The 25,116-nt window shown below is 62.4% G+C and carries 22 protein-coding genes and 1 other RNA gene; 13 read left to right on the forward strand and 10 right to left on the reverse strand.

Annotated features, from left to right (window positions below; all coding sequences use genetic code 11):
• Positions 1-7: 7 nt before the first annotated feature.
• Both CLU92_RS14930 and ilvD read right to left on the reverse strand, forming a co-directional pair.
• Complete coding sequence (locus tag CLU92_RS14930; protein WP_086138918.1) at positions 8-319, reverse strand: c-type cytochrome; 312 nt, start codon at positions 317-319, stop codon at positions 8-10.
• A 223-nt stretch (positions 320-542) separates the two neighbouring features.
• Positions 543-2,408, reverse strand: coding sequence for a dihydroxy-acid dehydratase (gene ilvD / locus CLU92_RS14935; RefSeq protein ID WP_101482514.1), 1,866 nt, complete (start codon positions 2,406-2,408; stop codon positions 543-545).
• A gap of 170 nt (positions 2,409-2,578) precedes the next feature.
• Here ilvD and CLU92_RS14940 point away from each other — a divergent pair, with 170 nt between their 5' ends.
• From CLU92_RS14940 to CLU92_RS14950, 3 genes are all read left to right on the forward strand, one after another.
• On the forward strand, positions 2,579-3,490 hold the full coding sequence (locus tag CLU92_RS14940; RefSeq protein ID WP_101482515.1) for a LysR family transcriptional regulator: 912 nt from the start codon (positions 2,579-2,581) through the stop codon (positions 3,488-3,490).
• Between the two features lie 79 nt (positions 3,491-3,569).
• Positions 3,570-4,400 (forward strand): prolipoprotein diacylglyceryl transferase, encoded by an 831-nt coding sequence (gene lgt / locus CLU92_RS14945; protein WP_101482516.1) that lies wholly within the window; start codon positions 3,570-3,572, stop codon positions 4,398-4,400.
• A 190-nt stretch (positions 4,401-4,590) separates the two neighbouring features.
• Positions 4,591-6,093, forward strand: a complete 1,503-nt coding sequence (locus CLU92_RS14950) for a diguanylate cyclase (protein ID WP_101482517.1) — start codon at positions 4,591-4,593, stop codon at positions 6,091-6,093.
• 1 nt (position 6,094) lies between these two features.
• Here the strand turns inward: CLU92_RS14950 and CLU92_RS14955 are convergent, their stop codons facing one another.
• From CLU92_RS14955 to CLU92_RS14975, 5 genes are all read right to left on the reverse strand, one after another.
• On the reverse strand, positions 6,095-6,559 hold the full coding sequence (locus CLU92_RS14955; protein WP_101482518.1) for an EVE domain-containing protein: 465 nt from the start codon (positions 6,557-6,559) through the stop codon (positions 6,095-6,097).
• Positions 6,560-6,637: 78 nt separating this feature from the next.
• Positions 6,638-6,815: non-coding RNA, 6S RNA (gene ssrS / locus CLU92_RS14960), on the reverse strand.
• A gap of 189 nt (positions 6,816-7,004) precedes the next feature.
• The gene (locus CLU92_RS14965; protein ID WP_034747344.1) at positions 7,005-7,316 is read right to left on the reverse strand and encodes a cell division protein ZapA; all 312 of its coding nucleotides are present in this window, start codon (positions 7,314-7,316) and stop codon (positions 7,005-7,007) included.
• Complete coding sequence (locus CLU92_RS14970) at positions 7,316-7,606, reverse strand: DUF904 domain-containing protein (protein ID WP_306821367.1); 291 nt, start codon at positions 7,604-7,606, stop codon at positions 7,316-7,318. Before CLU92_RS14970 ends, CLU92_RS14965 begins: the two co-directional genes overlap by 1 nt.
• A gap of 128 nt (positions 7,607-7,734) precedes the next feature.
• The gene (locus CLU92_RS14975) at positions 7,735-8,481 is read right to left on the reverse strand and encodes a hypothetical protein (RefSeq protein ID WP_101482520.1); all 747 of its coding nucleotides are present in this window, start codon (positions 8,479-8,481) and stop codon (positions 7,735-7,737) included.
• 534 nt (positions 8,482-9,015) lie between these two features.
• Between CLU92_RS14975 and groES the strand changes: the two genes are divergently transcribed.
• The 3 genes from groES to CLU92_RS14990 all read left to right on the forward strand — a co-directional run bounded on the left by groES (position 9,016) and on the right by CLU92_RS14990 (position 11,730).
• Positions 9,016-9,306 carry a co-chaperone GroES gene (gene groES, locus CLU92_RS14980; protein ID WP_010400979.1) on the forward strand — a complete coding sequence of 97 codons (291 nt, stop codon included), beginning with the start codon at positions 9,016-9,018 and terminating at the stop codon, positions 9,304-9,306.
• Between the two features lie 50 nt (positions 9,307-9,356).
• A complete protein-coding gene (gene groL / locus CLU92_RS14985; protein WP_010400981.1) occupies positions 9,357-11,006 on the forward strand; it encodes a chaperonin GroEL in 1,650 nt (549 codons plus the stop codon).
• Positions 11,007-11,220: 214 nt separating this feature from the next.
• Entirely contained in the window at positions 11,221-11,730 is a 510-nt protein-coding gene (locus CLU92_RS14990) for a hypothetical protein (RefSeq protein WP_101482521.1), read from the forward strand.
• A gap of 6 nt (positions 11,731-11,736) precedes the next feature.
• Here the strand turns inward: CLU92_RS14990 and CLU92_RS14995 are convergent, their stop codons facing one another.
• On the reverse strand, positions 11,737-12,987 hold the full coding sequence (locus CLU92_RS14995; RefSeq protein ID WP_101482522.1) for an MFS transporter: 1,251 nt from the start codon (positions 12,985-12,987) through the stop codon (positions 11,737-11,739).
• On the reverse strand, positions 12,984-13,421 hold the full coding sequence (locus CLU92_RS15000) for a PadR family transcriptional regulator (protein WP_101482523.1): 438 nt from the start codon (positions 13,419-13,421) through the stop codon (positions 12,984-12,986). The genes CLU92_RS14995 and CLU92_RS15000 overlap by 4 nt, the downstream gene beginning before the upstream one ends.
• Before the next feature lie 202 nt (positions 13,422-13,623).
• Here CLU92_RS15000 and CLU92_RS15005 point away from each other — a divergent pair, with 202 nt between their 5' ends.
• Positions 13,624-14,193, forward strand: a complete 570-nt coding sequence (locus tag CLU92_RS15005; RefSeq protein ID WP_101482524.1) for a GNAT family N-acetyltransferase — start codon at positions 13,624-13,626, stop codon at positions 14,191-14,193.
• 81 nt (positions 14,194-14,274) lie between these two features.
• Positions 14,275-15,849 (forward strand): oligopeptide:H+ symporter, encoded by a 1,575-nt coding sequence (locus CLU92_RS15010; RefSeq protein ID WP_101482525.1) that lies wholly within the window; start codon positions 14,275-14,277, stop codon positions 15,847-15,849.
• Positions 15,850-15,898: 49 nt separating this feature from the next.
• Here CLU92_RS15010 and CLU92_RS15015 read toward each other — a convergent pair whose 3' ends face one another.
• Positions 15,899-17,530 carry an alpha-D-glucose phosphate-specific phosphoglucomutase gene (locus tag CLU92_RS15015; protein ID WP_101482526.1) on the reverse strand — a complete coding sequence of 544 codons (1,632 nt, stop codon included), beginning with the start codon at positions 17,528-17,530 and terminating at the stop codon, positions 15,899-15,901.
• A gap of 129 nt (positions 17,531-17,659) precedes the next feature.
• Here CLU92_RS15015 and CLU92_RS15020 point away from each other — a divergent pair, with 129 nt between their 5' ends.
• The 5 genes from CLU92_RS15020 (at position 17,660) to CLU92_RS15040 (ending at position 25,114) form a co-directional block, all read left to right on the forward strand.
• Positions 17,660-18,184, forward strand: a complete 525-nt coding sequence (locus CLU92_RS15020; protein WP_101482527.1) for a sigma-70 family RNA polymerase sigma factor — start codon at positions 17,660-17,662, stop codon at positions 18,182-18,184.
• Complete coding sequence (locus CLU92_RS15025) at positions 18,184-19,290, forward strand: FecR domain-containing protein (RefSeq protein WP_257561087.1); 1,107 nt, start codon at positions 18,184-18,186, stop codon at positions 19,288-19,290. The genes CLU92_RS15020 and CLU92_RS15025 overlap by 1 nt, the downstream gene beginning before the upstream one ends.
• 91 nt (positions 19,291-19,381) lie before the next feature.
• Positions 19,382-21,778 carry a TonB-dependent receptor gene (locus CLU92_RS15030; protein ID WP_101482528.1) on the forward strand — a complete coding sequence of 799 codons (2,397 nt, stop codon included), beginning with the start codon at positions 19,382-19,384 and terminating at the stop codon, positions 21,776-21,778.
• A gap of 265 nt (positions 21,779-22,043) precedes the next feature.
• Entirely contained in the window at positions 22,044-24,305 is a 2,262-nt protein-coding gene (locus CLU92_RS15035; protein WP_180338522.1) for a TonB-dependent siderophore receptor, read from the forward strand.
• 62 nt (positions 24,306-24,367) lie between these two features.
• Entirely contained in the window at positions 24,368-25,114 is a 747-nt protein-coding gene (locus CLU92_RS15040; RefSeq protein ID WP_101482530.1) for a DUF4198 domain-containing protein, read from the forward strand.
• Positions 25,115-25,116: the final 2 nt, after the last annotated feature.

Below are 25,116 nucleotides of genomic sequence, written 5' to 3' on the forward strand. Positions count from 1 at the left end.
GCACAGATTATTTCTGTGCCAGTACCCATTTGACCAGGGTGTGGGCTTCCGCATCGCTCACCTGCGGGTTGGCTGGCATCGGGATCGCGCCCCAGGTGCCGGAACCGCCCTTCATGACTTTCGCCACGAGCTTGGCTTCCGCGTCCTTTTGGCCGGCATACTTGGCCGCCACGTCTTTATACGCCGGGCCCACCAGTTTCGTGCTCACCGCGTGGCAAGCCATGCAGTTCTTTGCTTTCGCCAGGTCCGGATTGGCCAACGCTGCTTGCGATGCCAGAGCCGACACGGCCAATACACTCACCAACATAAAACGTTTCATTGTCTTTTCTCCAAAGTTACTTCCTGCGGCATTTTACTGTGTTTCCGCAGATGCACCACGAGCCCAGATCAAGCGTTTCAATGTAGTAACGCAATGTAGTAGCGATTAGGCACTCATATTCTGCCCCATCTGCGCGCGCCTGACCATGTTGTTTGTAAGGCGATGTAACGACAAGCGGCCCCGCACGGTCAAATGGGGCCTGCCGTCGCACTTACACAACAAATCAGCGTTTCTTCAGCTGCGACAGATCGCGCACGGCGCCGCGGTCGGCCGATGTCGTCAGGGCCGCATAGGCCTGCAGCGCCTGCGATACATAGCGTTCGCGGTTGACGGGCAGCCAGGCATCGTCCCCCTTCGCTTCCATGGCGGCGCGACGCGCGGCCAGTTGCGCATCCGTCACGCGCAGGTTAATGCTGCGCTCGGGGATATCGATGTCGATGAAGTCGCCCTCTTCCACCAGGCCGATGGCGCCCCCTTCGGCCGCTTCCGGCGACGCGTGACCGATCACCAGGCCAGAAGAACCGCCCGAGAAGCGCCCGTCCGTGAACAGCGCGCATGCCTTGCCCAGCCCCTTCGATTTGATATACGAGGTCGGGTACAGCATTTCCTGCATGCCGGGGCCACCTTTCGGGCCTTCGTAGCGGATGATGACGACATCGCCTTCATGTACGGTGTCTTCCAGGATGGCCGCGACAGCCGCATCCTGGCTTTCGAACACGCGCGCCTTGCCCGAGAATTTCAAAATGCTTTCATCCACGCCGGCCGTCTTGACAATGCAACCCTTTTCGGCCAGGTTGCCGTACAAGACCGCCAGGCCGCCATCCTGCGAATAGGCGTGGGCCTTGTCGCGGATGCAGCCCGTGGCACGATCCGTGTCGACGGCGGCGAAGCGCTCCGATTGCGAGAACGCCGTCTGCGTCGGCACGCCGCCCGGGGCGGCGCGGAACAGTTCATGCACGGCAGGATTATCCGTGCACATGATGTCGTTTTGCGCGATGGCGTCGGCCAGGGTAGTCGCGTGGATGGTTGGCAAAGTCGTGTTGAGCAGGCCGGCACGCGCCAGTTCGCCCAGGATGCCCACGATGCCGCCCGCGCGGTGCACGTCTTCGATATGGTATTTGTCCGTCATCGGCGCCACCTTGCACAGGCAGGGCACCTTGCGCGAGATGCGGTCGATGTCAGCCATCGTGAATTCCACTTCCGCCTCGTGCGCGGCGGCCAGCAAATGCAGCACGGTGTTGGTCGAGCCACCCATGGAGACGTCGAGCGCCATGGCATTTTCGAAGGCGGCCTTGGTGGCGATCGAGCGCGGCAGCACGGAGTAATCGTCCTGCTCGTAATGGCGCTTGGCCAGGTCCACGATCAGACGTCCCGCGCGCAGGAACAGTTGCTGGCGGTCGGAGTGCGTGGCCAGGATGGTGCCGTTGCCAGGCAGGGCCAGGCCCAGCGCCTCGGTCAGGCAGTTCATCGAGTTGGCCGTAAACATGCCGGAGCAGGAACCGCAGGTCGGACAGGCCGAACGCTCGATTTCCGCCACGTCGGCGTCGGACACGCTGCTGTCGCCCGCCTTGATCATGGCGTCGACCAGGTCCAGTTTGATGATCTTCTGCGTGCCGTTGACTACCTTGACGACCTTGCCCGCTTCCATCGGCCCGCCCGAGATGAAGACGACGGGGATATTGATGCGCATGGCGGCCATCAGCATGCCCGGCGTGATCTTGTCGCAGTTCGAGATGCACACCATGGCGTCGGCGCAGTGGGCATTGACCATGTATTCGACGGAGTCAGCGATCAGGTCGCGCGACGGCAGCGAATACAGCATGCCGCCGTGGCCCATGGCGATGCCGTCATCGACGGCGATGGTGTTGAACTCCTTGGCCACGCCGCCTGCCGCCTCGATTTCGCGCGCCACCATCTGGCCCAGGTCTTTCAGATGCACGTGACCGGGCACGAACTGGGTGAACGAGTTGACGACGGCGATGATCGGCTTGTCGAAATCGCCATCCTTCATGCCGGTGGCGCGCCACAGGGCGCGGGCGCCAGCCATGTTGCGGCCGTGGGTGGTGGTGCGGGAGCGGTATTGCGGCATGATGGACCTTCCAAAAGTGTTGGTGCCTGACTGTGCGGGCCTGTAGTAAAACCCTGCGTACAGTGGGGGTACGTCAGATTGCCTTGCGCGCGCCCCACTGTCAAATATATGATGCACGTGTCTGTGAGTCTTTTTACATATCACAGCACTTATTCCACATGGAAACGCATATGAATCTCGAACTGCGCCAGTTGCGCTATTTCGTCACCGTCGCCGAGGAATTGCACTTCGGCCGCGCCGCCGCGCGCCTGCACATGACACAGCCGCCCCTGTCGCAAACCATCATGGCCCTGGAAGAGCTGCTGGGTGTGCCCCTGTTCGTGCGCACGCGCCGCGAGGTACAGCTGACGCCGGCAGGCAGCGCCCTGCTGCCCGAAGCGCGCCGGCTGCTGGCACAGGCACTCGATTTGCCGGCGCTGGTACGGCGGGCCGCGCAGGGCGAGGCGGGGCGTTTGAGCCTGGCGTTTGTCTCCTCGGCCGACTACAGCGTGCTGCCGCCCTTGCTGCGCGCTTACCAGACGGCCTATCCGCAGGTGCAGATTGCACTGCAGGAAGCCACCTCCGATTTGCAGCTCGATGAATTGCTGGCCGGGCGCACGGATGCGGGCCTGTTGATCCCGCCCCTGCCCGAGAAGGCGAAAGGAGAGCTCGATTATCTGCCAGTGCTGGCCGAGCCGCTGGTGCTGGCTGCGCCGTCCGGCCTCGACATCCTGACTGTGCCAGGGCCCGTGCACCTGCGCGACGTGCCGGCCCTGCCTTTGATCATCTTCCCGCGCGCGATATCGCCCGCCCTGCATGACGCGATCCTCGGCGTGTTCCGCGCGGCCGGCATCACGCCGCAGATCGGCCAGGAAGCGATCCAGATGCAAACCATCGTCAGCCTCGTCTCGGCTGGCATGGGCATCGCGCTTGTGCCACAATCGGTATCGAATCTGATGCGCCCCGGCGTAGAATACAGGCCGCTGCAGGACGCCACGCCCCTGGTGGAAACGGGCCTGGCCTGGCGCCGCGACAATCCGTCCGCCGTACTGCAAGGCTTTTTGGCGCTGCTGCGCAAGCAGATCAGCGCGACCGCCGATTAAATTAAGTGGCCGCTAAGGCAAAAAACCGCAAGCGCCCCCATACTACGCAACCTTAGCTTTAAACAAAGAAAGAAACCCCATGCTGATACACCCGATGCCCGACCCGATCGCCATACAAATCGGCCCGCTCGCCGTGCACTGGTACGGTCTGATGTATGTGCTGGCCTTCGCCCTGTTCATTATCCTGGGCCGCGTGCGCATCAAGCAGCCGCATATCGCCGTGCTGGGCTGGAAGAAGGAAGACCTCGATGACATGCTGTTCTACGGCATGCTGGGCGTGGTGATCGGCGGGCGCCTGGGCGAAGTGCTGTTCTACCGTCCCGAATACTTCATGCACAATCCGCTGGAGATCTTCATGGTCTGGCATGGCGGCATGTCCTTCCATGGTGGCTTCCTCGGTGTCATCCTGGCCATGTACGTGTGGAGCCGCAAGGCGGGCCGCAACCTGTTCGACGTGCTCGACTTCATCGCGCCGCTGGTACCGCTCGGTTATGCGGCGGGCCGCCTGGGCAACTTCATCAATGCCGAACTGCCGGGCCGCATCGCCCCGGAAAGCCTGCCGTGGGCCATGCAATGGCCAGGCATCCCCTACCCCGTGCATCCGTCGCCGCTCTACCAGATGCTGGTCGACGGCATTTTGGTCTTCATCATCCTGTGGCTGTATGCCCGCAAGCAGCGCCCGCGCATGGCTGTCGGTGCCATGTTCACCCTGCTGTACGGCTGCGCGCGTTTCTTCACAGAATACTTCCGCACGCCGGACTGGGAAGTCGTATGGCTGGGCGTGCCGATCACGTCAGGCCAGATGCTGTCGCTGCCGATGATCGTTGGCGCCATCGCGCTGCTGGTGTGGGCCCATAAAAGCCAGGTGATCGGCACGCCGCCTACCAAGGCCCGCCCGGCAAATACGTAACACCGCTTTCCCCCGGTGGCGCGCCAGGCAGGCGCGCCACACCTCCTTCTGCAACATTTCTCTAAAAACAGCAAAATTTCTTGGTGGAATAGACTTGCTGTTGACATCTGGGTATCATCGTTTTCAGTGCAGCCATACTGGCGGCACGCCACGACGCCACGATACCGATGCCACCGGGGAGTGCCTTGCCATGCCGCCTGCCGGGCGAAAACTGACATGCTGGATCGCGCTGGGCACCTGCTACGTGCTGGCCCAGCTGGCCTTGACGGCCTGGGCCGGCACGCGCGCCCCTTGGGTGAGCTATGCATTCAGCATTGTCTCGCCCCTGCTGGCGATGGCCGCCTGTTGCCGCTGTGCCTACATCAGCGCGGCAGGCGCCGCCAGGACAGGCTGGGCCCTGTTCGCCGTGGCCATGCTGTTCTGGAGCACGGGCATGATATTGTCGGCCTGGCAAGACCTGAGTGGCCAGGTAGCATCCGACGCCACGTATTTTTCCGATTTTGCCTATTTCATGTATGGCGCGCCCCTGCTGCTGGCCATGTCGTCCGTGACGCACGAACATCCCTCGCGCACCCTGCGATGGCACGACGCCGTGCAGGTGTTGCTGGCGACTTACCTTGCCTATTTGGCCATCTTTTCCGTGTCGCCCTTCGACCAGCGCTCCATCGCGCCGATTCCCGCCAGTCTGCTGGTGCTGACCTATAACGTGGAAAATCTGGCCCTGGCCTGCTGCGCCTCGCTGCGCCTGCTGGCGCACCGCCGCGATGGCGGGCAAGGCCGCTTTTACCTGCTCCTGACGGTATTTTTATGGTGCTATGCGGGCTGCGCGGGCGCGTATAACTATCTGACCTTGCACGGCGTGACGGAGCAATGGAGCGAAGTGCTGCCGGGCCTGCCGTTCCTGCTGCTGGTGCTGCTCACCACGCGTGTCCCGGCGGCGCAGGCGGGGATGGAAAGTACACAGGCGCAGCGGGCCCCGCAAAAGCTGACCCTGCTGATCGACAATTTCAGCCCCATCTTCTTTACGGCCGCCTTGCTGGGCCTGGGTTTTGCCGTCATGCGCACGCATTTCTACCTGGCGGCGGCATCGCTGTTCGTCGCGCTGTTGCTCCACGCGCTACGCTCGGCCACCCTGCAAAGCCGCTACATGCAAAGCGAACTGGCTTTACGTGCGGCGCATGACAAGCTGGAAAAACTGTCGCTGACGGATGGCTTGACGGGCATCGCCAACCGGCGCTGCTTCGACCAGACCTTGCAGCTGGAGTGGCAGCGCGCCGCGCGCAACAATCACCCACTGGCGCTGCTGATCATCGATATCGATTTCTTCAAAAGCCTCAACGATACCTTCGGCCACCCGTATGGCGACGCCTGCCTGGTGCAGATCGCGGCAGCCCTGCATTCCGCGCTGCCGCGCGCCAGCGACCTGGCGGCCCGCTTCGGCGGCGAGGAGTTTGCCGCCATCCTGCCCGCCACCGACGGCGCTGGCGCGCTGGCGGTGGCGCACAAGATACAGGAAGCGATCGCCGCTGCCGCCATCGTCCACGCGCCGTCGCGCGGCGGCCTGGTCACGGCCAGCATCGGCCTGGCGCTCAATAGCGAGGGGCAGACGCCGGAACAATTGCTGGCCGCCGCCGACCAGGCCCTGTACCGGGCCAAGCAGAATGGCCGCAACCGGGTCGAGGAGCAGGCGTAGATCAGGCCTTCAACTTGCCGGTAATGACTTTCCATTGCGCCGGCGTCACGGGCGTGATCGACAAGCGGCTGCCCTTCTTGAGCAGCAGCATATCTTCCAGTTCCGGCATCTGGCGCATTTCGGACAGAGGCAGCAGCGCCGTCTTCTTCACGCCCCGCACGTCGACACTGATCCAGCGCGGCTGGGCCAAGGTGGCCTTGGCATCGAAATATTTGCCATCCTCTTCAAACTGGCTGTGATCGGGATACGCGCCGCTGGCCACTTCGGCGACGCCCGCCACGCCTGGCTGCGGGCAACTGGAGTGATAAAACAACACGCCATCGCCCACCTGCATGCCGTCGCGCATGAAGTTGCGCGCCTGGTAGTTGCGCACGCCAAACCACGGCATGGTGTGCTGCGGCGCGGCCATCAGGTCGTCTATGCTCACGTCATCGGGTTCGGATTTCATCAGCCAATATTGTTTCATCTAGACTCCGTATCAAAGCGACAGACGTAAAAAAACGGTTGCGCATGATGCGGCAACCGTTTTCAGTGGTAATGCAAATTGGGCCCCGCCTGTGCCGCTATGCCGGCATCCCGAACCAAACGGTTCAAGGTGGTCACGTTAGTTCAATTTCGGGTTCGTCGAACGAGCGACGCTCACTCCCATCAAACAAAATTCGCAACCGATGCGCATAAATGGTTCAAGGAATATATGGCAATCGCGAACACCGCAGGGTAGACCCAAGTTTACTCCTTTGATCGCGCATCGCAAAGACAAATCGTACTGTGTCCGCTTAAAATCCAATTAATAACACTGACCAAAACCGTAGCGAGCGGCGATGAATTGTGGCCAAGAAGCGCAGCTGTGCTTGAGCACAGCGAGCATCGCAGGCCGCAAGGCGCGACGCGCAGCAGGTTTGGTTCGGTGTTTAAAAAAGATTTTCCTGGGGCGTCAACGCACTATCGAGCACAGTATGCATGGCCGAGATTTTTTGCTTCACTTCCAGTATCGTCAGCTCCGACAGCGGACCTTGCGGCGACTTTACGGAGAGGAATTCTGCGGCCACGCCCAGAGCGGCCAGCACGGCGATGCGGTCATTGCCCTTGACCTTGCCCGCGTCGCGGATGGCTTTCATTTTGCTATCGAGATAGATTGCCGCTTCGCGCAGCGCACGCTCTTCACCGTCGCGGCACACCATGCTGTAGGACTGGCCCATGATATTGACATCGACACGCGGCATTACGCTTCCCTCTCGTTTTCGGCAATATAGGCGCCCGCTTCCGAAGCGGCTTGCTCCAGGCCAGCTTGCACCAGTTCGGGAATTTTTTCCAGCAACGCTTCCACCCGCTCCTGCGCCTCGCGCATGCGTTGCACATACAGGGCGTTCTCGGCGGCCAGCGCGGCATTGTCCTTGCGCAATTGCGCGTTTTCACGGCGCAGCGCATGGGTCATTTCGGCCAGCAGGCCGATCTTGTCGGATAATTCGTTGAATTCGGAAATCATCCCGCCACTATAGGGCGGACGCTCCATGGGCGTCAATCGAATCACGCCGCTGTCACACATATTTACATCAATGCAGGGCAGTTGGCGGACAATACACACTTTTTCCGGCGCTTTTCGCCAAGTGCGCGCATCTTCCAGCGCCCCGATGGCAGCGTTTACTCGTCGACGTAATCAGGTTCGATATCGAGTCCGCCATAGCGGTTTTCGCAAGAGCGGCGCGTCAGCGTCTGTTGCCCACCCTTGCCGTCAAGCACCATCGTCAAGTCACGGCAAGTGCGGCTGTAGCTGCCAGGTTTGGCGTCCGTCCGCGAGGGCGTCAGGCGCACTGCCAGCGGCACCGCATTGCCCAAGCCCTTGTTGCTCCACTGGCGCGTCTTGCCATCCTCTTCATCTTTCAAAGTGCGCACGGCGGCCGTCAGCAGCGCTTTCTGTTCCTTGGCATTGAGCCTGGCGATGGTGACGTCCGACAGGAACGGCGGATATACGATAGGTGCCGGATCCTTGCCCTGCACGTCCCACTTGCCGCTGTTTTGCGAACAGGTGCGGCGGCTCAGGTCCTGCGACTTGCCGCCCGCCGTGACGACGAATTTCAGGTCGCGGCAGACGTGCGCCTTCAGGCTGTGTTCCGTCATGCCGGAATTGCTGAAGTTATACGTCACTTTCACCAGCACGCCACTGTCGCCGCCGTTGTCCCATACATGTGCTTCCTGGTCGTCGTCATCCTTGTTCAAATCGTTGAACAAGTCGTTCAGCAGCATTTCCTTTTCCAGCGGTGTCAGGGTCGCCACGGTAATCTCGTCGACGATGGTGGGCGTTTGCGCGGCGGCATTGCCCAGGCAGGCCAGGCCGATGAGGGTGGCGCCCAGCAGGCGCAGGGCGGGATGGGAAATCGGGAATGGCATGGTGTTCTTTCTGGTGCAAGTAATGATGTGTGACGATATTGATATGCAATTACAATCATCTTATCAAATTCCATAGTAAAACTCTGTATCCTGCGCGTACAGGAACGCCCCCCATGCGGACGGCATGCTAGAGTCGCTGCTGTTGCTGACGCCCGGGAAGTTGGCTTGCGCCAGCGCAAACCCAGTGCAGATGCAGGCTCTGCTTATCGTGTATGTATATATTCCTCTTGAATAAGCCCTTGAAGTTGACCCATACCGTCCCTATAATTAGCACTCGTTAGTAGAGAGTGCTAACAAACTCTTTCGTAGCAATCCTCAGGACTGATGGTGCTTGCCAGACCACTGCAGGGAACGCTACGCGGCGGGCGACGCCGCGATGCACCACTGCCGGATACAGGCAAGGACAGGATGACTTGGGGTTTGCTTGACCGTTGCGGGCTGCTTTCAACGGCGGTCACTGAAAGCACGTCTGGCGCTGTGCCGGACATGTATTCATTTAGCAACACTTATCCATTGAACTTTAAGGAGTTTTGTATGAATCTGCGCCCATTGAACGATCGCGTCATCGTCAAACGCCTCGACCAGGAAACCAAAACTGCGTCCGGCCTCATCATTCCTGATGCAGCTGCTGAAAAACCGGATCAAGGCGAAGTCCTTGCCGTAGGCAATGGCAAGATTCTCGACGACGGCAAAGTCCGTCCTCTGGATGTCAAAGTAGGCGACCGCGTCCTGTTCGGCAAGTACGCCGGCCAAACCGTCAAAGTTGACGGCGATGAGCTGCTGGTCATGCGCGAAGAAGACATCATGGCGATCGTCGTCAAGTAATTGTTTCCACGTTGTAGACAGATACATCCCGAAACTCAGGAGAATTGAACATGGCAGCTAAAGAAGTAGTATTCGGCGACGCAGCGCGCGCCAAGATGGTCGAAGGCGTCAATATCCTCGCCAACGCAGTCAAAGTAACGCTGGGCCCGAAAGGCCGCAACGTGGTCCTGGAGCGCTCGTTCGGCGCCCCTACCGTCACCAAGGATGGTGTGTCGGTAGCGAAAGAAGTTGAACTCAAAGACAAGCTCATGAACATGGGCGCGCAAATGGTCAAGGAAGTTGCTTCCCGCACCAGCGACAACGCCGGCGACGGCACCACCACCGCCACCGTACTGGCACAAGCCATCGTGCGCGAAGGCATGAAGTTCGTTGCCGCCGGCATGAACCCGATGGACCTGAAGCGCGGTATCGACAAAGCAGTTGCTGCAACCGTCGAAGAACTGGCGAAAATCGCCCGTCCTTGCACCACGACCAAAGAAATCGCCCAAGTTGGCGCGATCTCGGCGAACTCGGACTACTCGATCGGCGAGCGTATCGCTGAAGCGATGGAAAAAGTCGGCAAAGAAGGCGTGATCACCGTTGAAGACGGCAAGTCGCTGAACGACGAGCTCGATATCGTTGAAGGCATGCAGTTCGACCGCGGCTACCTGTCGCCATACTTCATCAACAACCCAGAGAAACAAGTTGCCGTACTGGACAGCCCATTCGTCCTGCTGTGCGACAAGAAAATCTCGAACATCCGTGACCTGCTGCCGGTACTGGAACAAGTCGCTAAAGCTGGCCGTCCACTGCTGATCATCGCAGAAGACATCGAAGGCGAAGCGCTGGCGACCCTGGTTGTGAACAACATCCGCGGCATCCTGAAAACTTGCGCAGTGAAAGCACCTGGCTTCGGCGACCGCCGCAAAGCCATGCTGGAAGACATCGCTGTCCTGACCGGCGGCCAAGTGATCGCTGAAGAAGTCGGCCTGACCCTGGAAAAAGTGACCCTGGCCGAACTGGGCCAAGCGAAACGCATCGAAGTGGGCAAGGAAAACACCATCGTTATCGATGGCGCCGGCGAAGCTGCCTCGATCGAAGCACGCGTGAAACAAGTGCGTGTACAGATCGAAGAAGCGACCTCGGACTACGACCGTGAAAAACTGCAAGAGCGCGTGGCCAAACTGGCTGGCGGCGTTGCCGTGATCAAGGTTGGCGCTGCCACCGAAGTCGAAATGAAAGAGAAAAAAGCCCGCGTTGAAGATGCACTGCACGCTACCCGCGCTGCCGTGGAAGAAGGCATCGTGCCAGGCGGCGGCGTAGCCCTGCTGCGCGCACGCGCCAACATCACGGTCAAGGGCGACAATCCTGATCAAGATGCCGGTATCAAGATCGTCCTGCGCGCAATGGAAGAGCCACTGCGCATGATCGTGCAAAACGCTGGCGAAGAAGCTTCGGTCGTCGTGGCAGCCGTATTGGCTGGCACGGGCAACTACGGCTACAACGCTGCCAACGGCACGTATGGCGACATGGTGGAAATGGGCGTTCTGGACCCAGCCAAAGTGACCCGTTCGGCGCTGCAAAACGCTGCTTCGATCGCTTCGCTGATGCTGACAACCGACTGCATGGTCTGCGAAATCGCTGACGACAAAGCAGGCGGCGGCATGGGCGGCGGCATGGGTGGTATGGGCGGCATGGGCGGCATGGACGGCATGATGTAATCCCGGCGGCCCCGCGCGCAGGCGACGGCACGCGGGGCCGCACACGCCGGGACAGGACAGGCAGACCAAAAGCTGTTTGCACCTGCCCGGCAGCCCCGAAAGCTATCTTCTACGGAAGGTAGCTTTTTTTTCGCCTATAGATTTTTTGGCAGACCCGTTTGGCGAGCCTGTTTGACAAGCCCGGCGATTGCCCACCCGCGCGTTTTGCTTTAGCATGGCCGCCATCGTCCTTCTTTCTCACGCCACCATCATGCCGCCACGCGCCTCTTCTTCCAAAACCACCATCATCGCCGGCATCCTGGCCGGTTTGCTGGCCGCCGGGCTAGGCGCTTTCTACCTGCACCAGCAATCCGCGCCGCACGCTGACAATGGCCCGGCCGCGAGCAGCCAGGCGGCGCAGGAGCAGAACGCGCGCGCCGTCGATGCGCTGATGGCATTGCCGGAAATCAAGGCATGGTCGGCCCACATCGAAAAGGCTACCGGCGGCCGCGCCCATGGAGCCGTGATGGAAACGTCGCCCGAGACGCGCCTCGTCGATGGCGTCGCGTGCTATCAGCTGAGCTTTTTCGAAAGCACGCCGGACGCGGCCCACCGCTGGGAAAGCTTTGTCGTCACGCCCGACGGCAAGCGCATCCTCGTCGACGACATCGTCACAGGCGACCTGCTGAGTCTGGAACAATGGCGCAAGGACAACGCGCCCATGCAGCGCATCGCCACCCAGTAATTGCCCCTACGCCGGCGCCCCTTGCGGCGCCGCGCCGCGCACGCGCGCCACCCACCACACCGTCCACAGCGACAAGCCCGCCGCCAGCCAGCCATTCATGCCATAGCCGCTGATATGGCCGGCCGCATCCGTCTGCAGGGTCAGGCCTCCCATCCACGCGCCCAGGCCGCTGCCCAGGCTTTGCAGGGCCGAATTGGCACTTAGAAACGCACCGCGCTTGTGCGGCTCCGGTATCGTCGTCAGCAGCGCCTGCAGCGGTATCGTGCGGCCCGAGACGAGGGCCATAAAAAACGGAAACACCAGCATCAGCGCCAGCAGCGGCAACTGAGGCAAATGCGTCATGAACATCAGCGGCGCGATCGACATCAGGGAGACCCAGCGGTACACCTGCTGCTTGCCGGCTCGGTCCGCCCAGCGGCCGATCAGGCGCGCCGTGAAGATCGTGGCGCAGCCGCCCGCCAGATACACCCACGTGACGTCGGCCGGCGCCAGCCCCATATTGCCCACCAGCACGGGCGAAATAAAGGGAATCACCAGCATGCCCGCCGTCATGTTGACGATGGACAAGGCAAACGCTTCCAGGTGACGCCGTTCCCGCAGCAGCGCCAGCAAGTTGGGCAGCACCTGGCGCAGCGGCGTGGGAGCCGCGCCCATGTGCGCCGTCAACGATGGCAGCACGCGCGCAGCGCCCAGCCAGATCAGCAGCGACAGTACAACCAGCAGGAAAAACGGCGAGGCCCAGCCAAAGTGGGCGGCCAGCACCACGCCGGTGGGCACACCGCCCACGGCCGCCATGGCAAACGAGGTCATGACAATGCCCGTGGCCGCGCCACGCCGCTCGGCGGGAATCACGTCACCGATGATGGCCATGACGATGGCGCCCAGCACGCCGCCCGTCAACCCCGCAAAGGCGCGCGACCACAGCAGCACATGGAAGTTCGGCGCCAGCGCACAAGCCAGGTTAGACACGGTAAACAGGCAAAACATGGTCAACAGCAGCTTCCTGCGGTCGAAGCGGTCGATATACGTGGCCGCCAGCAAGCCGGACAGGCCCGCGCACCAGGCATACGCGGAAACGGCGCCCGAGACGGCAGCCGGGCCGATATGGAACGCCTGCATCAGCTGGGGCGCCAGCGGCATCATCACCATGAAATCCATGATGACGGTAAATTGCGTGAGCGCCAGCAGCCACAGCATCGCGCGTTCGCGCGCCGGGGTCAGCATGGGAACAGGCGCGACCTTCGATGCGGCCATCATGCCAGCGCCTCGATATCGGTACGGGCCTGGCGCAGGATGGCGCGCACGGCATCGAGGCGACGGGCATCGGGCTCGCCCGCGCGCCCGCGCGCCAGCACGGCCGCCTTCAATTCGTGCATCAGCTGGCGCAGATCGTCTTCCGCGCCGGCCGGCGCATCGACCTTGGCGGCAATCGCGTCGACATAGGCGCGGTTCGCTGCCAGGAAGGCCAGCCCCTCGGGCGTGATGCTGTGCAGTTTCTTGTTGCCATCGAGGCTGACGACGACATAACCATGGCCCACCAGGCCATGCATGAGCGGATAGATGGCGCCGGGACTGGGCGCATACGCGCCGCCGGCGCGTTGGGCTATGGACTTGATGATGTCGTAGCCATGGCGCGGCTTGTCGGCGATCAATTGCAGCACCAGATAGCGCAAGGTGCCCGCATCGAACATTTTGGGTCCGCGGGCAAGCGGACTGCCAAGCGGGCCCGGCGTGTCTCCCTGAGGGTGGATTGCCGCGCGTACGGGGTGTGCCCCGCGCAAAAGATGGAACATGGTGCATCCTTAAGATATATCGCAATAAGATATATCTTATGATTGAAAATGGCACATTGCAAGGTTTACTTTCCGGCATCGAAGACCGATACTCGCCCACATGCCCGCCACCTCTGTCCGCCCCCTCACGCCAGACGACGCCAGCGCCTACCGCGCGCTGCGCCTGGCCGGCATCGCCGAACTGCCCGCCGCCTTCTGCACCACGCACGCGGCAGAAAGCGGCTTGCCGCTGGCACAGATAGCCCAGCGCTTGCGTGCCACACCACACCAAATAATATTTGGCGCTTTCAATGGGGAACAGTTGATCGCCATTGCCGGCCTGCGCCGCGAACCGATTGCCGTCGTGCATGACAAAGCCAGCCTGTGGGGCGTCTATGTGGCGCCGCAGGCGCGCGGGCGCGGCGCGGGACGGAAGCTGGTACAGGCGGCCATCGACCATGCTTGCGCCATTTCCGAACTGGGCCGCGTGCGCCTGGCCGTGGCGCAGGACAACCACGCGGCGTTGAGCCTGTACCTGGGCTGCGGTTTTGCCCTGGCGGACAGCCCCGCATCGGAGGGCATGCTGCAATTGCAGCTGTTACTGCCCCGCCCGGCACGTGCAAGTGCAAGCGCAAGTGCCGAAAGTAATGTCTTTATGAAAATCAATACCTTACAAATCCCTGCAAAATAGCAGCCAGACCGTTTTTCCTGTTGCAAGCAAACGCGGCAGGCCTTAGCATCGCGGCTTACAAAAAAAACTTGGGGAGAGCCAATGTCATCGGCCGAGACACAAACCGCCACGGGCAAGATGCCCCGGCAAATACCGTACATCATTGCCAACGAAGGCTGCGAACGTTTCAGCTTTTATGGCATGCGCAACATCCTGACGCCATTCCTCATCAGCACCTTGCTGCTGATGATCCCGATCGACCAGCGCACGGGCGAAGCCAAGCACGTCTTCCACACCTTCGTCATCGGCGTGTATTTCTTCCCGCTGCTGGGCGGCTGGCTGGCCGACCGCTTCTTTGGCAAGTACAACACCATCTTCTGGCTCAGCCTCGTATATTGCGCCGGGCATGCCTCGCTGGCCATTTTTGAGAACAATGTCAACGGCTTCTATTTCGGCCTGTTCCTGATCGCCTTCGGTTCCGGCGGCATCAAACCGCTGGTGGCCTCGTTTGTGGGTGACCAGTTCGACCAGACCAACAAGCACAAGGCCAAGCTGGTATTCGACCTGTTCTACTGGATCATCAACTTCGGCTCCTTCTTCGCTTCGCTGCTGATGCCGATGTTCCTGCGCGACTTTGGTCCGTCGATCGCCTTCGGCATTCCCGGCTTGATGATGCTGGCCGCCACCATCGTCTTCTGGATGGGCGCCAAGAAATACGTGCATGTGCCGCCGGCGCCGCCGAATCCCGACTCGTTCACCCGCGTGGCCCGCACGGCCCTGCTGGCGCGTGTCGATGGCGGTTCGCGCCCGGGCCTGTATGTGGCCTACGTCGGCGTGATCGGCGCTCTGTATGCGTTCTACAGCATTCCCGAATGGGGCTTCGTGATTGCGGCATGTACGGCGCTGGTCTTGCTGCTGGCCTTCGGCAGCATCGGCACGGCCATGCAGCTGGAACGCGCGCGCGGCATCCACCCGGACGAAGCCGTCGAAGGCGTGCGCGCCGTGCTGCGCATCCTCGTCATCTTCGCCCTCGTCACGCCGTTCTTCTCGCTGTTCGACCAGAAGGCTTCGACGTGGATCGTGCAGGCGAATACCATGGAAAAGCCAAGCTGGTTCCTGCCGGCGCAGATGCAGGCGCTGAACCCGATGCTGGTGATGCTGCTGATCCCGTTCAACAATCTGGTGCTGTACCCGATGCTGAACCGCTTCGGCCTGGAAGCGACGGCCCTGCGCCGCATGACCGCCGGTATCGGCTTTTCCTCGCTGGCCTGGATCGTCATCGGCCTCTTGCAGCTGGCGCTTGACAGCGGCAACGCCGTTTCCATCATGTGGCAAATCCTGCCATACGCCTTGCTGACATTCGGCGAAGTGCTGGTCTCGGCGACGGGCCTGGAGTTTGCATACAGCCAGGCGCCCGTCTCCATGAAGGGCGCCATCATGAGCTTCTGGAATTTGTCCACCACCGTCGGCAACCTGTGGGTGCTGATCGTCAACCGCAGCGTCATGAACGAAGGCGTGATCGGCAAGATCGCCGAAAGCGGCATCAGCGTGACGGCCTTCCAGATGTTCTTCTTTGCCGCCTTTGCCGCGGTGGCCATGCTGGCCTTCGGCCTGTATGCAAGGCGCTACAAGATGGTCGACAACTACCGCCAGGCGGTCATCCCGGCAAAAGCCTGATGCCTGTTTGAACTGTCACAATGAAGAAGGGCGCCCTCGGGCGCCCTTTTTACGTCGTCACCGTCGGCGCGTCGCGCCCCGTGCGCTCGCGGATCTGCGCCAGCTGCTGCGCCACCGCGATCAGTCCCGCCAGCGCTTGCTGGGTCGGGATGTCATGCTGCGCCGGATCGGCTTCATAGCGCTCCAGGTACAGGCGCAGGGTGGCGCCTTCGGTGCCCGTGCCGGACAGGCGCAGCACGATGCGCGCGCCATCCGTCATGATGATGCGGATGCCCTGCTGCGTCGCCACGGAGCCATCGACGGGGTCCGTGTAGCTGAAATCGTCGGCCAGCGCCACCGTGTAGCCATCGAACACCTGGCCCGGCAAGGCGGCCAGCTGGCCGCGCACGGCTTCCATCAGCTGCTGCGCGCCGGCGCTGTCGATATCTTCATAATCGTGGCGCGAATAGTAGTTGCGGCCATACGTGGCCCAATGCGCGCGCACGATGTCTTCCACCGATTGCTGTTTTTGCGCCAGCAGGTTGAGCCAGAACAAGACGGCCCACAAGCCATCCTTTTCGCGCACGTGGTTCGAGCCCGTGCCGTAGCTTTCCTCGCCGCACAGGGTGGCCATGCCGGCGTCGAGCAGGGTGCCGAAGAACTTCCAGCCCGTCGGCGTCTCGTGGCACGGTATGCCCAGCGCGCTAGCGACCCGGTCGGCCGCGCCGGATGTGGGCATGGAGCGGGCGATGCCGCTCAAGCCCCCACGGTAGCCGGGCGCCACCGTAGCGTTGGCGGCCAGGATGGCCAGGCTGTCCGAGGGCGTCACGTCGAAGCGCCGGCCGACGATCATGTTGCGGTCGCCGTCGCCGTCCGAGGCGGCGCCGAAGTCGGGGGCATCCTCAGCGGCCATGATGGCGATCAACTCTTGCGCGTTGACGGGATTCGGGTCCGGATGGCCGCCGCCGAAATCTTCCAGGGGCACGCCGTTGATGACGCTGCCCTTCGGCGCGCCCAGCATGCCTTCCAGGATGGCCGTCGCATACGGGCCGGAGACAGCGTGCATGCCGTCAAAGCAGATGCGCAGGCCGCCCGCGAACAGGGAGCGGATGGCGTCGAAATCGAACAGCTGCTGCATCAGTTCCCCGTAGTCGGCAACGGGGTCGATCACTTCGACCGTCATTTGCTCGATGCGCGCCAATCCCAGCGCATCGAGGTCGATGTCGGCCGCGTCGCTGATGCGGTATTCGGTGATCGTTTGCGTGCGCGCAAACATGGCTTCGGTGACCTTTTCGGGCGCCGGGCCGCCATTGGCGATGTTGTACTTGATGCCGAAGTCGCCATCGGGGCCGCCCGGGTTATGACTGGCCGACAGGATGATGCCGCCGCTGGCGCCATGCTTGCGGATCACGCAACTGACGGCAGGCGTCGACAGGATGCCGCCCTGCCCCAACAGCACGCGCGCATAGCCGTGCGCGGCCGCCATGCGCAGCACCGTCTGGATGGCCGTGCGGTTGTAATAGCGGCCATCGCCGCCCAGCACCAGGGTCTGGCCATGGCAGTCGCCGAGCGTGTCAAAAACACTCTGCACGAAGTTTTCCAGGTATTGCGCTGCGCTGAAGACAGCCACCTTCTTGCGCAAACCTGAAGTGCCGGGCCGCTGGCCGGCAATCGGCGCCGTATTGATAATTTGAATAGCCATCTTGTCTCCCTATCAACTTCCGATGGTAACGCATGCCAGGCGCGCGGCAAAGCGTTGTACGTCTGCCACGGTGCGGTAAACCGCTTAGCGCGACATCCCGGCATGCCATATAATGAGAATCATTCTCATATGCGGCATTCCTGGCTGCGGACTTATACATCGGACGCCGTGGTTGCACGCTATTACCAAGAACTGTTGAACTTTTGCTGGCGCAGCTTGCGCAACCGCGAAGCTGCTGCCGACCTGGTGCAGGAAAGCTATGCGCGCGTGCTGGGCGAAGCGGCCGTGCGCGAACCGCGCGCGCTGCTGTACCACACGGCGCGCAACCTGCTGATCGACCAGCACCGGCGCGCCACCTTGCGCCAGCACGAAGCGCTCGACGCCTTGCCCGATACGGCGCATCCGGCCGCGCCGCGCCATTTGCAGCCGGAACAAGCGCTGGAAAGCAGCCAGGACTGGCAAGCCTGCGTGGCCGCCATCGACGCATTGCCGCCCCGCTGCCGCGACGCCTTCGTACTACACATTTTTGAGGAATTGCCGCACGCGCAAATCGCCGCACGCATGGGCATTTCCGTGAGCATGGTGGAAAAGCATATCGCTCGCGGCATGCTCAGTTGCCAGGCGCAGTTGCGTTCTCTGCGGGAATGCGCATAATGCCGTCCATGACCGCCCACCCGCCACGCCATGATTTCGGCCCCTCTGCCCAGGAGCAGGCGGACTTGCGCGAGCATGCCGCTTTTGCCGCCACGCAGGATGGCGTGGCGCTGGCGGCCGCCACCTGGTTCAGCCGGCGGGGCAACCTTGATGCACAGCAACAGGCCGACTTTGCCGCCTGGCTGGCGGCCGATGCGCAGCACGCGCAAGCGTATGCGCAGCTAAAGGATACGCACCGCGCAGCGCGCAAGATTCCCGCGCAGGTGGCCGCCCGCTGGGCAGTGCCACCGGCAGCGCCAGCACCATTTCCCCGCCGCCCGCTTCTGCGCTCTCTGCGCGTTCTGCCGTATGCGGCCGCCGCCATGCTGCTGCTCAGCGTGGGCGCGGGCGGCTATCAGTGGTGGCAGCAACAAGCCGTGTTCAGCCAGGCGTATGCCACCATGCGCGGCCAGCGCCTGGCCATTGCCCTGCCAGACGGCAGCAGCGTGCAGCTCGATACGGCCACGCAGCTGCACGTCACCCTGTACCGCCAGCGCCGCGAAGTGCGTCTGGCGCACGGTGAAGCGCTGTTCCAGGTGCAAGCGAAGCAGGGCCAGCCGTTTGACGTGCTGAGCGGTCCTTTGAAAGTGACGGTGGTGGGCACGCAGTTTTCCGTACGCAACACCGTGGCCCACGACGGCCAGCTGCGCGTGGCCGTACAACATGGCCAGGTGCGCGTGGCGGGCGCAGGAAAAGATCTGGTCAACCTGCGGGCCGGCCAGGGCATCAGCAGCGATACCAGCGGCCGCCTGTCGGCCATCTCCAGCCTGGCCCCAGGCAGCGTGGCGCCCTGGCGCGACGGCCGTGTCACCTTCGACAATGTGCCGCTGGACGCGGCGCTGGCCGAATTCGAGCGCTATGGCGACACGGGCCTGGCCGTGCGCGATCCCGCCGTGGCCAGGCTGCGCATCGGCGGCAGTTTCAGCCTGACACAGCTCGACCGCTTCGCCTCTGCCTTGCCGCAGCTGCTACCCGTACACGTCGTACGCGATGGTGCCGTCAGCGAGATCCGCATGGCGGAAAAAATGCCTGCGCAAGCCCCTGCGATGCGGCTGCCTGAAAAATAAATGCAAATAGTTCGCATTCTCAGGTGAGGATTTGGCTCGCTACCGCGTCTACCAAGTTAATCGACAACAAATTAACCTGGAGAAATGCAACATGTGGTCCCCCCGCCTCAATCTGACACCCGCCCCGCTCGCCCTGGCCGCCATGCTGGCCTTGGGTAACATCCCCCTGGCACAGGCGCAAACCTTGTCCCCCGTCAAACTGTCCATCGCCGCCCAGCCGCTGGGGCAAGCCCTGAATGAGCTGGCGCGGCAAGCCAATTTACAACTGCTGTTCGCACCGGAACTCGTGGCCGGCAAGACGGCGCCCGCCGTCAGCGGTACTCTCAGCGTGGCCGACAGCCTGGAACGCCTGCTGGCCGGCAGCGGCCTGGCAGCTGCCATTGACGGCAACAGCGTCATCATCCGCCCCGCGCCTGCCGCCACGGGCAAGGTGGCGACCCTGGCGGAAATCACCGTCAGCGCGCGCCAGGAGGCGACGACCGATACCGAGCTGACCAAGTCGTACGCGGCGCAGGCGGTCAGCATCGGCAAGGGCCGGCAAAGCCTGCGCGAGATTCCCCAGTCCGTCTCCGTGCTGACGCGCCAGCAACTGAACGACCAGAATTTGCTGAGCCTGGACGACGCCATGCGCGGCGTGACGGGCATCACCGTCGAAGCGAGCAGCACGGGCGGCAACCACGGCAACTTTTATTCGCGCGGCTATGCGCTCGACGCGGTGCAAGTCGATGGCGTGATGACGCCGGCCAGCACGGGCAACGACCTGTCGGCCGGCTTCGGCCTGGCCATCTATGACCGTGTGGAAGTGTTGCGCGGCCCCGCCGGCCTGTTCCAGGGCGCGGGCGACCCGGGCGGCACCATCAACCTGGTGCGCAAACGCGCGCGCGACACCTTCGCCGCCAGCGGCGTGCTCAGCGCCGGTTCCTGGGACCGCTACTATGCGGAGGCGGACGTCACGGGCCCCCTGAGCGCGGACGGCAGGGTGCGCGGCCGCCTGGTGGCCGCCTATGAGCACCGGCGCTCCTTCGTCGACCACGTGTATGCAGAAAAACCGCTGTTGTACGGCACCGTTGCCGTCGACGTGGCGCCTGGCACCGTACTGACGGGCGGCGTCACCTACCAGGAGTACAAGGGCCGCCCCGCCTTCGGTCTGCCCGCGTATGAAGACGGGCGCCTGCTCGACGTGCCCCGCTCCACCTATCTCGACCCGGCCTGGAACCACATCACGGAAAAGGTCACGGAGTACTTTGCCGAACTCGAGCATAAACTGGACAACGGTGGCCAGTTCAAGGCGACTGCCCTGTACCGTGAGCAGGACGAACCGTCGCGCAATTTCGGCTGGTCCGACTGTTCGGCCGATCCTGTCACGGGCGACAGTTGCCTGGTCAGCTGGAACTACCGCAGCCACTGGAAGACGCAGGGACTCGATGCCTGGCTGGCCACGCCCTTCCAGGCGTTTGGCCGCAGCCACGACCTGATCGTGGGCGCCGACTACCGCCAGGTGCACAAGAATTTCCAGTATGGAGGCGGAGACAATGCGCCGATCAATATTGTTCATCCTGACAACAATATCGCGCAGCCCAGCTACACTTTTTCCAACGGCAACGACAACCGCAGCAAACAGTTCGGCCTGTATGCGCGCACCCGCCTGCAGGCGACGGACCGGCTGGCCGTCAACTTGGGCGGGCGCCTGACGCATTGGGACAACCACACCGTCAATCGCAATGCGTATTTCAATCAGTTCACCGATGTCAGCAACACCATCAATGCGAAATTTACGCCGTACGCGGGCCTGGTCTACGAGCTGAACAAGCAAGTGTCGGCCTACGGCAGCTACACGCGCATCTTCACGCCCCAGTCCACCACGGACGCGGCCGGCCAAACCCTGAAGCCACGCACGGGCCAGCAGTTCGAGCTGGGCCTGAAGGCGGAACTGTTTGACAAGAACGTCAACGCGCATGCGGCCCTGTTCCGCATGGAAGATGAAAATCGCGTCATGCCCGATCCGGCCAACCCGCTGTTTTCCATCGGCGCGGGCAAGATGCGCAGCCAGGGCATGGAAGCAGAACTGAGCGGCAGCCCCCTGCCTGGCTGGAACATCACGAGCGGCTATTCCTACACCAGCACGCGCACCCTCGAAGGCAGCGACGACCAGAAGGCCCAGCTGTACACCTTCATCGCGCCGCGCCACAATGTCAACGTGTGGACCAATTACCGGCTGGCCGGCGCGCTCGATAAAATCAGCGTGGGCGGCGGCTTGCGCAGCGTCAGCAGCATGTACCGCTTGAACGGGCCCGTGAAATTCGAGCAGGGGCCCGTCACCACGGTGGGCTTGCAGGCTGGCTACCGCCTCAGTCCCAAGCTGGAGCTGTCGCTCACGGTGAACAACCTGTTCGACAAGAAATACTACACGCGCGTGTGGGCCGCCTATGGTTCCAACTTCTATGGCGAACCGCGCAACGCCATGCTGACCCTGCGCGGCCAGCTGTAACCCTCGCACCGCAGGACGGCCGCCGCCAGGAATGAGGCGGCCGTCCTCGCTTACAACATTGCACTCTTGCATGTCTCACAACCCCGAACTATAATAAGAATAGTTCTCATTCACATTTAGACTCCTCCAGAGCCTGCGCGCAGTCGCCTGACCGATGCGCGGCTGGATGACACGCTGCGCCAGCCAGGCACCACCGCCAAGCAAGCCTCCCACACCAAAAAACGCCAGCCGCTCGACGGTGGGCACACGAGAAGAAGGTTGTTTCATGGCGCAAGCACGTTCGTTGGCCGGCATGGTTGCCGGCCCGTTTTCCCCACATATTGGCAACATCAGCCTGCGTCCGCTGGTCATCGCCGTGCATTCAGCCTTGCTGACGGCGGCGCTGGGCGCAGGTGCAGCCCTGGCAACGGAGGTGCCTGCCAAGCCCGAGGAAGCCACCCTCAGCGAGATCAAGGTGCAAGCCCAGCAAGACAAGGCATCGACCGAGCACACAGGTTCCTACACGACAAAACAGATGGCCACGGCCACGCGCATGGGCTTGTCGATCCGCGAAACGCCGCAATCGATTTCCGTGGTGACGCGCCAGCGCATGGATGACATGGGGCTGAACAGCCTGGCAGAGGTGCTGGTGCAGTCGACGGGCGTGACGGTGCAGGAAAATGACAGCGAACGCACCAATTTTTCTGCGCGCGGCTTTTCCATCGGCAATTACCAGATCGATGGCGTGGCTGTCAATTCCGGGTCCAATGCACTGTTCGACACGGCCATCTATGACCGCATCGAAATCGTGCGCGGCGCCACGGGCCTGGTCAGCGGCAATGGCGACCCGTCGGCCACCATCAACATGCTGCACAAGCGTCCCGGCAAGGAGTTCGCCGCCTCGGCCGGCCTGACGCTGGGTTCCTGGAGCAAGATCCGGCTGGAAGGCGACATCAGTGCGCCGCTCAATGCCGATGGCAGTATCCGCGGGCGTGTCGTCGTGGCGGGCCAGAACCGCCATTCCTATATGGACCTGTACCAGGAACGCAAGCTGGTGGGCGCCGTCATCGTCGAGGCGGACCTGACGCCGGACACCCTGCTGACGGCCGGTATCGACTACCAGAAAAATACGCCGAAGGGCACGAGCTGGGGCACCACCCCCCTGTTCTTCTCTGATGGCACGCCCGCCAACATGCCCCGCTCGTTCAACATGGCGGCCAAGTGGAGCAGCTGGGAGCGCGAGTTCCAGAACAGCTATGTCTACCTCGAGCACCGCTACTCCAACGACTGGAAGATCAAGGCCGCCTACGGGCGCCTGGACAGCTCCTCGAACGGCAAGCTGTTCTACGGCGGCAGCGGCTATCCGAAACGCGACGGCAGCGGCCTGGAAGTCTGGAGCGGCGCCTTCCCCTACGATGAAAAACAGGACAACTTCGACCTGTCGGCCAACGGCACCTTTCCCCTGTTCGGCCGCCAGCACGACCTGGTGCTGGGCGTGAACGGCTGGAAGCGCGTTGGCACGACGAATGAAACCTTGCTGCCCGATCCGCTGCCATTTGCCACCACCATCCCCGACTTCCGCAACTGGACGGGCGACGTGCCCGAACCCAGCCTGACGCGCACGGGTGCGCGCGACGTCGCCACCACCAAACAGTCGGGTGCCTTCATCGCCACCCGCATCAATGTCACGGACAGCTTCAAGGTGCTGGCCGGCGCGCGCGTCTCCAAATGGGAAACCTACAACGACCGCTACGACACCCAGGGCCGTTTTGAGAAGCGCAGCTCGGCCTACAAGACGGACGATGTCGTCACGCCATATGCGGGCATGGTGCTCGATGTGAGCAAAAGCACTTCGCTGTACGCCAGCTATACGGACCTGTTCAAGCCGCAAAACCTGAAGGACAAGAGCAACGCCTTTCTGGACCCGATCACGGGCAGCAACGTGGAAGCGGGCGTGAAAAGCGAATTCCTCGACGGCGCCGTGAACGCCTCGTTCGCCGTGTATGAAGCCAGGCAGGACAACCTGGGCGAGGAAGACAGATCTGTGCCGCTGACCTTTGTGCTGCCGGACGGCAGCCGCCCCTATGTCTCGACGGGCAAGGGCACGAAAAGCCGCGGCTACGAGGCGGAAGTGTCGGGCAGCCCCTTGAGCGGCTGGCAGCTGTTCGCCGGATACACGCACAGCAAATCGAAGACGGGCAAGGGCGTGGTGACCAACACCATCCAGCCGACCAACATGCTGCGCGTCTCGACCACCTACCGCCTGCCGGGCGAGCTGCAAAATCTCACCATCGGCGGCGGCTTGAACTGGCAGAACGAGATTTACACGACGGCCACCCTGCCAAATAAAAGCAAGATCCGTGTCAGCCAGGGCAGTTACGTGCTGGCCAACCTGATGGCGCGCTACCAGATCAGCCCGAAACTGTCGGCCAGCCTGAATGTCAACAACCTGTTCGACAAAACGTATTTCCGCCGCGTGGGTTTCTATAACGGCGGCTATTACGGCGAACCGCGCAACGTGGCGCTGAACCTGCGCTACCAGTACTGATGCACGCAGTCCTTGGGAACCCGGCCGATTTTCCATTCACATAAAAAGATAAGGGATACACCATGCACATACCTTCCATCGCGCGCCTCGGCGCCCTCGCCACCGCCCTGCTGGGCGCGGCCATCGCCTGCGGCAACGCCAGCGCGCACCAGATCTGGCTGCAGCAGGACGGCAAGGCGGCCAGCGTGTATTTCGGCGAATTCGGCGACAACCTGCGCGAAGCGTCGCCCGGCCTGCTGGACAAGTTCAGCATCAAGAACGTGACGTGGCTGTCGGCCAAGGGGGCGCAGCCGCTGCAGGCGAGCAAGACGGCCGGCGCGTTCATCCTGAATGGCAAGGTGGGCGCAGGCGAAAGCATCATCGTCGAGGAAGACAACTACCCGTCATGGGAAGAGAAAAAGGATGGCAAGGCCACGCGCACCGTGTGGATTCCCGCCGCGCGCCTGGTCGCCGACGGCAAGGCGCAGGCGCCCGCACTGACGCTGGACCTCGTGCCGACAGGCAAACCAGGCCAGTTCCAGGTCAGCTACCAGGGCCAGCCGCTGGCGCAGGCCAAGGTCAACGCCGTGGTGCAATCGGGCTGGGGCAAGGAAGCGTGGAGCGATGCGCAAGGCCTGGTCAGCTTCCCGCTGCCATGGAAGGGAAGCTATGTGCTGGAAGTCCAGCACACGGACAAAACGGCTGGCCAGCGCGGCACGCAAGCCTATGACAAGGCCATGTTCGTGACCACACTGAGCCTGGTGCAGCAGCAAGGCGTGACACCGCTGCCGGCCGGCCCTGCCCTGCCACCGAGCAAGGATCACGACTGACC

The organism is Janthinobacterium sp. 61 (genome assembly GCF_002846335.1).
Classification (GTDB): domain Bacteria; phylum Pseudomonadota; class Gammaproteobacteria; order Burkholderiales; family Burkholderiaceae_D; genus Janthinobacterium.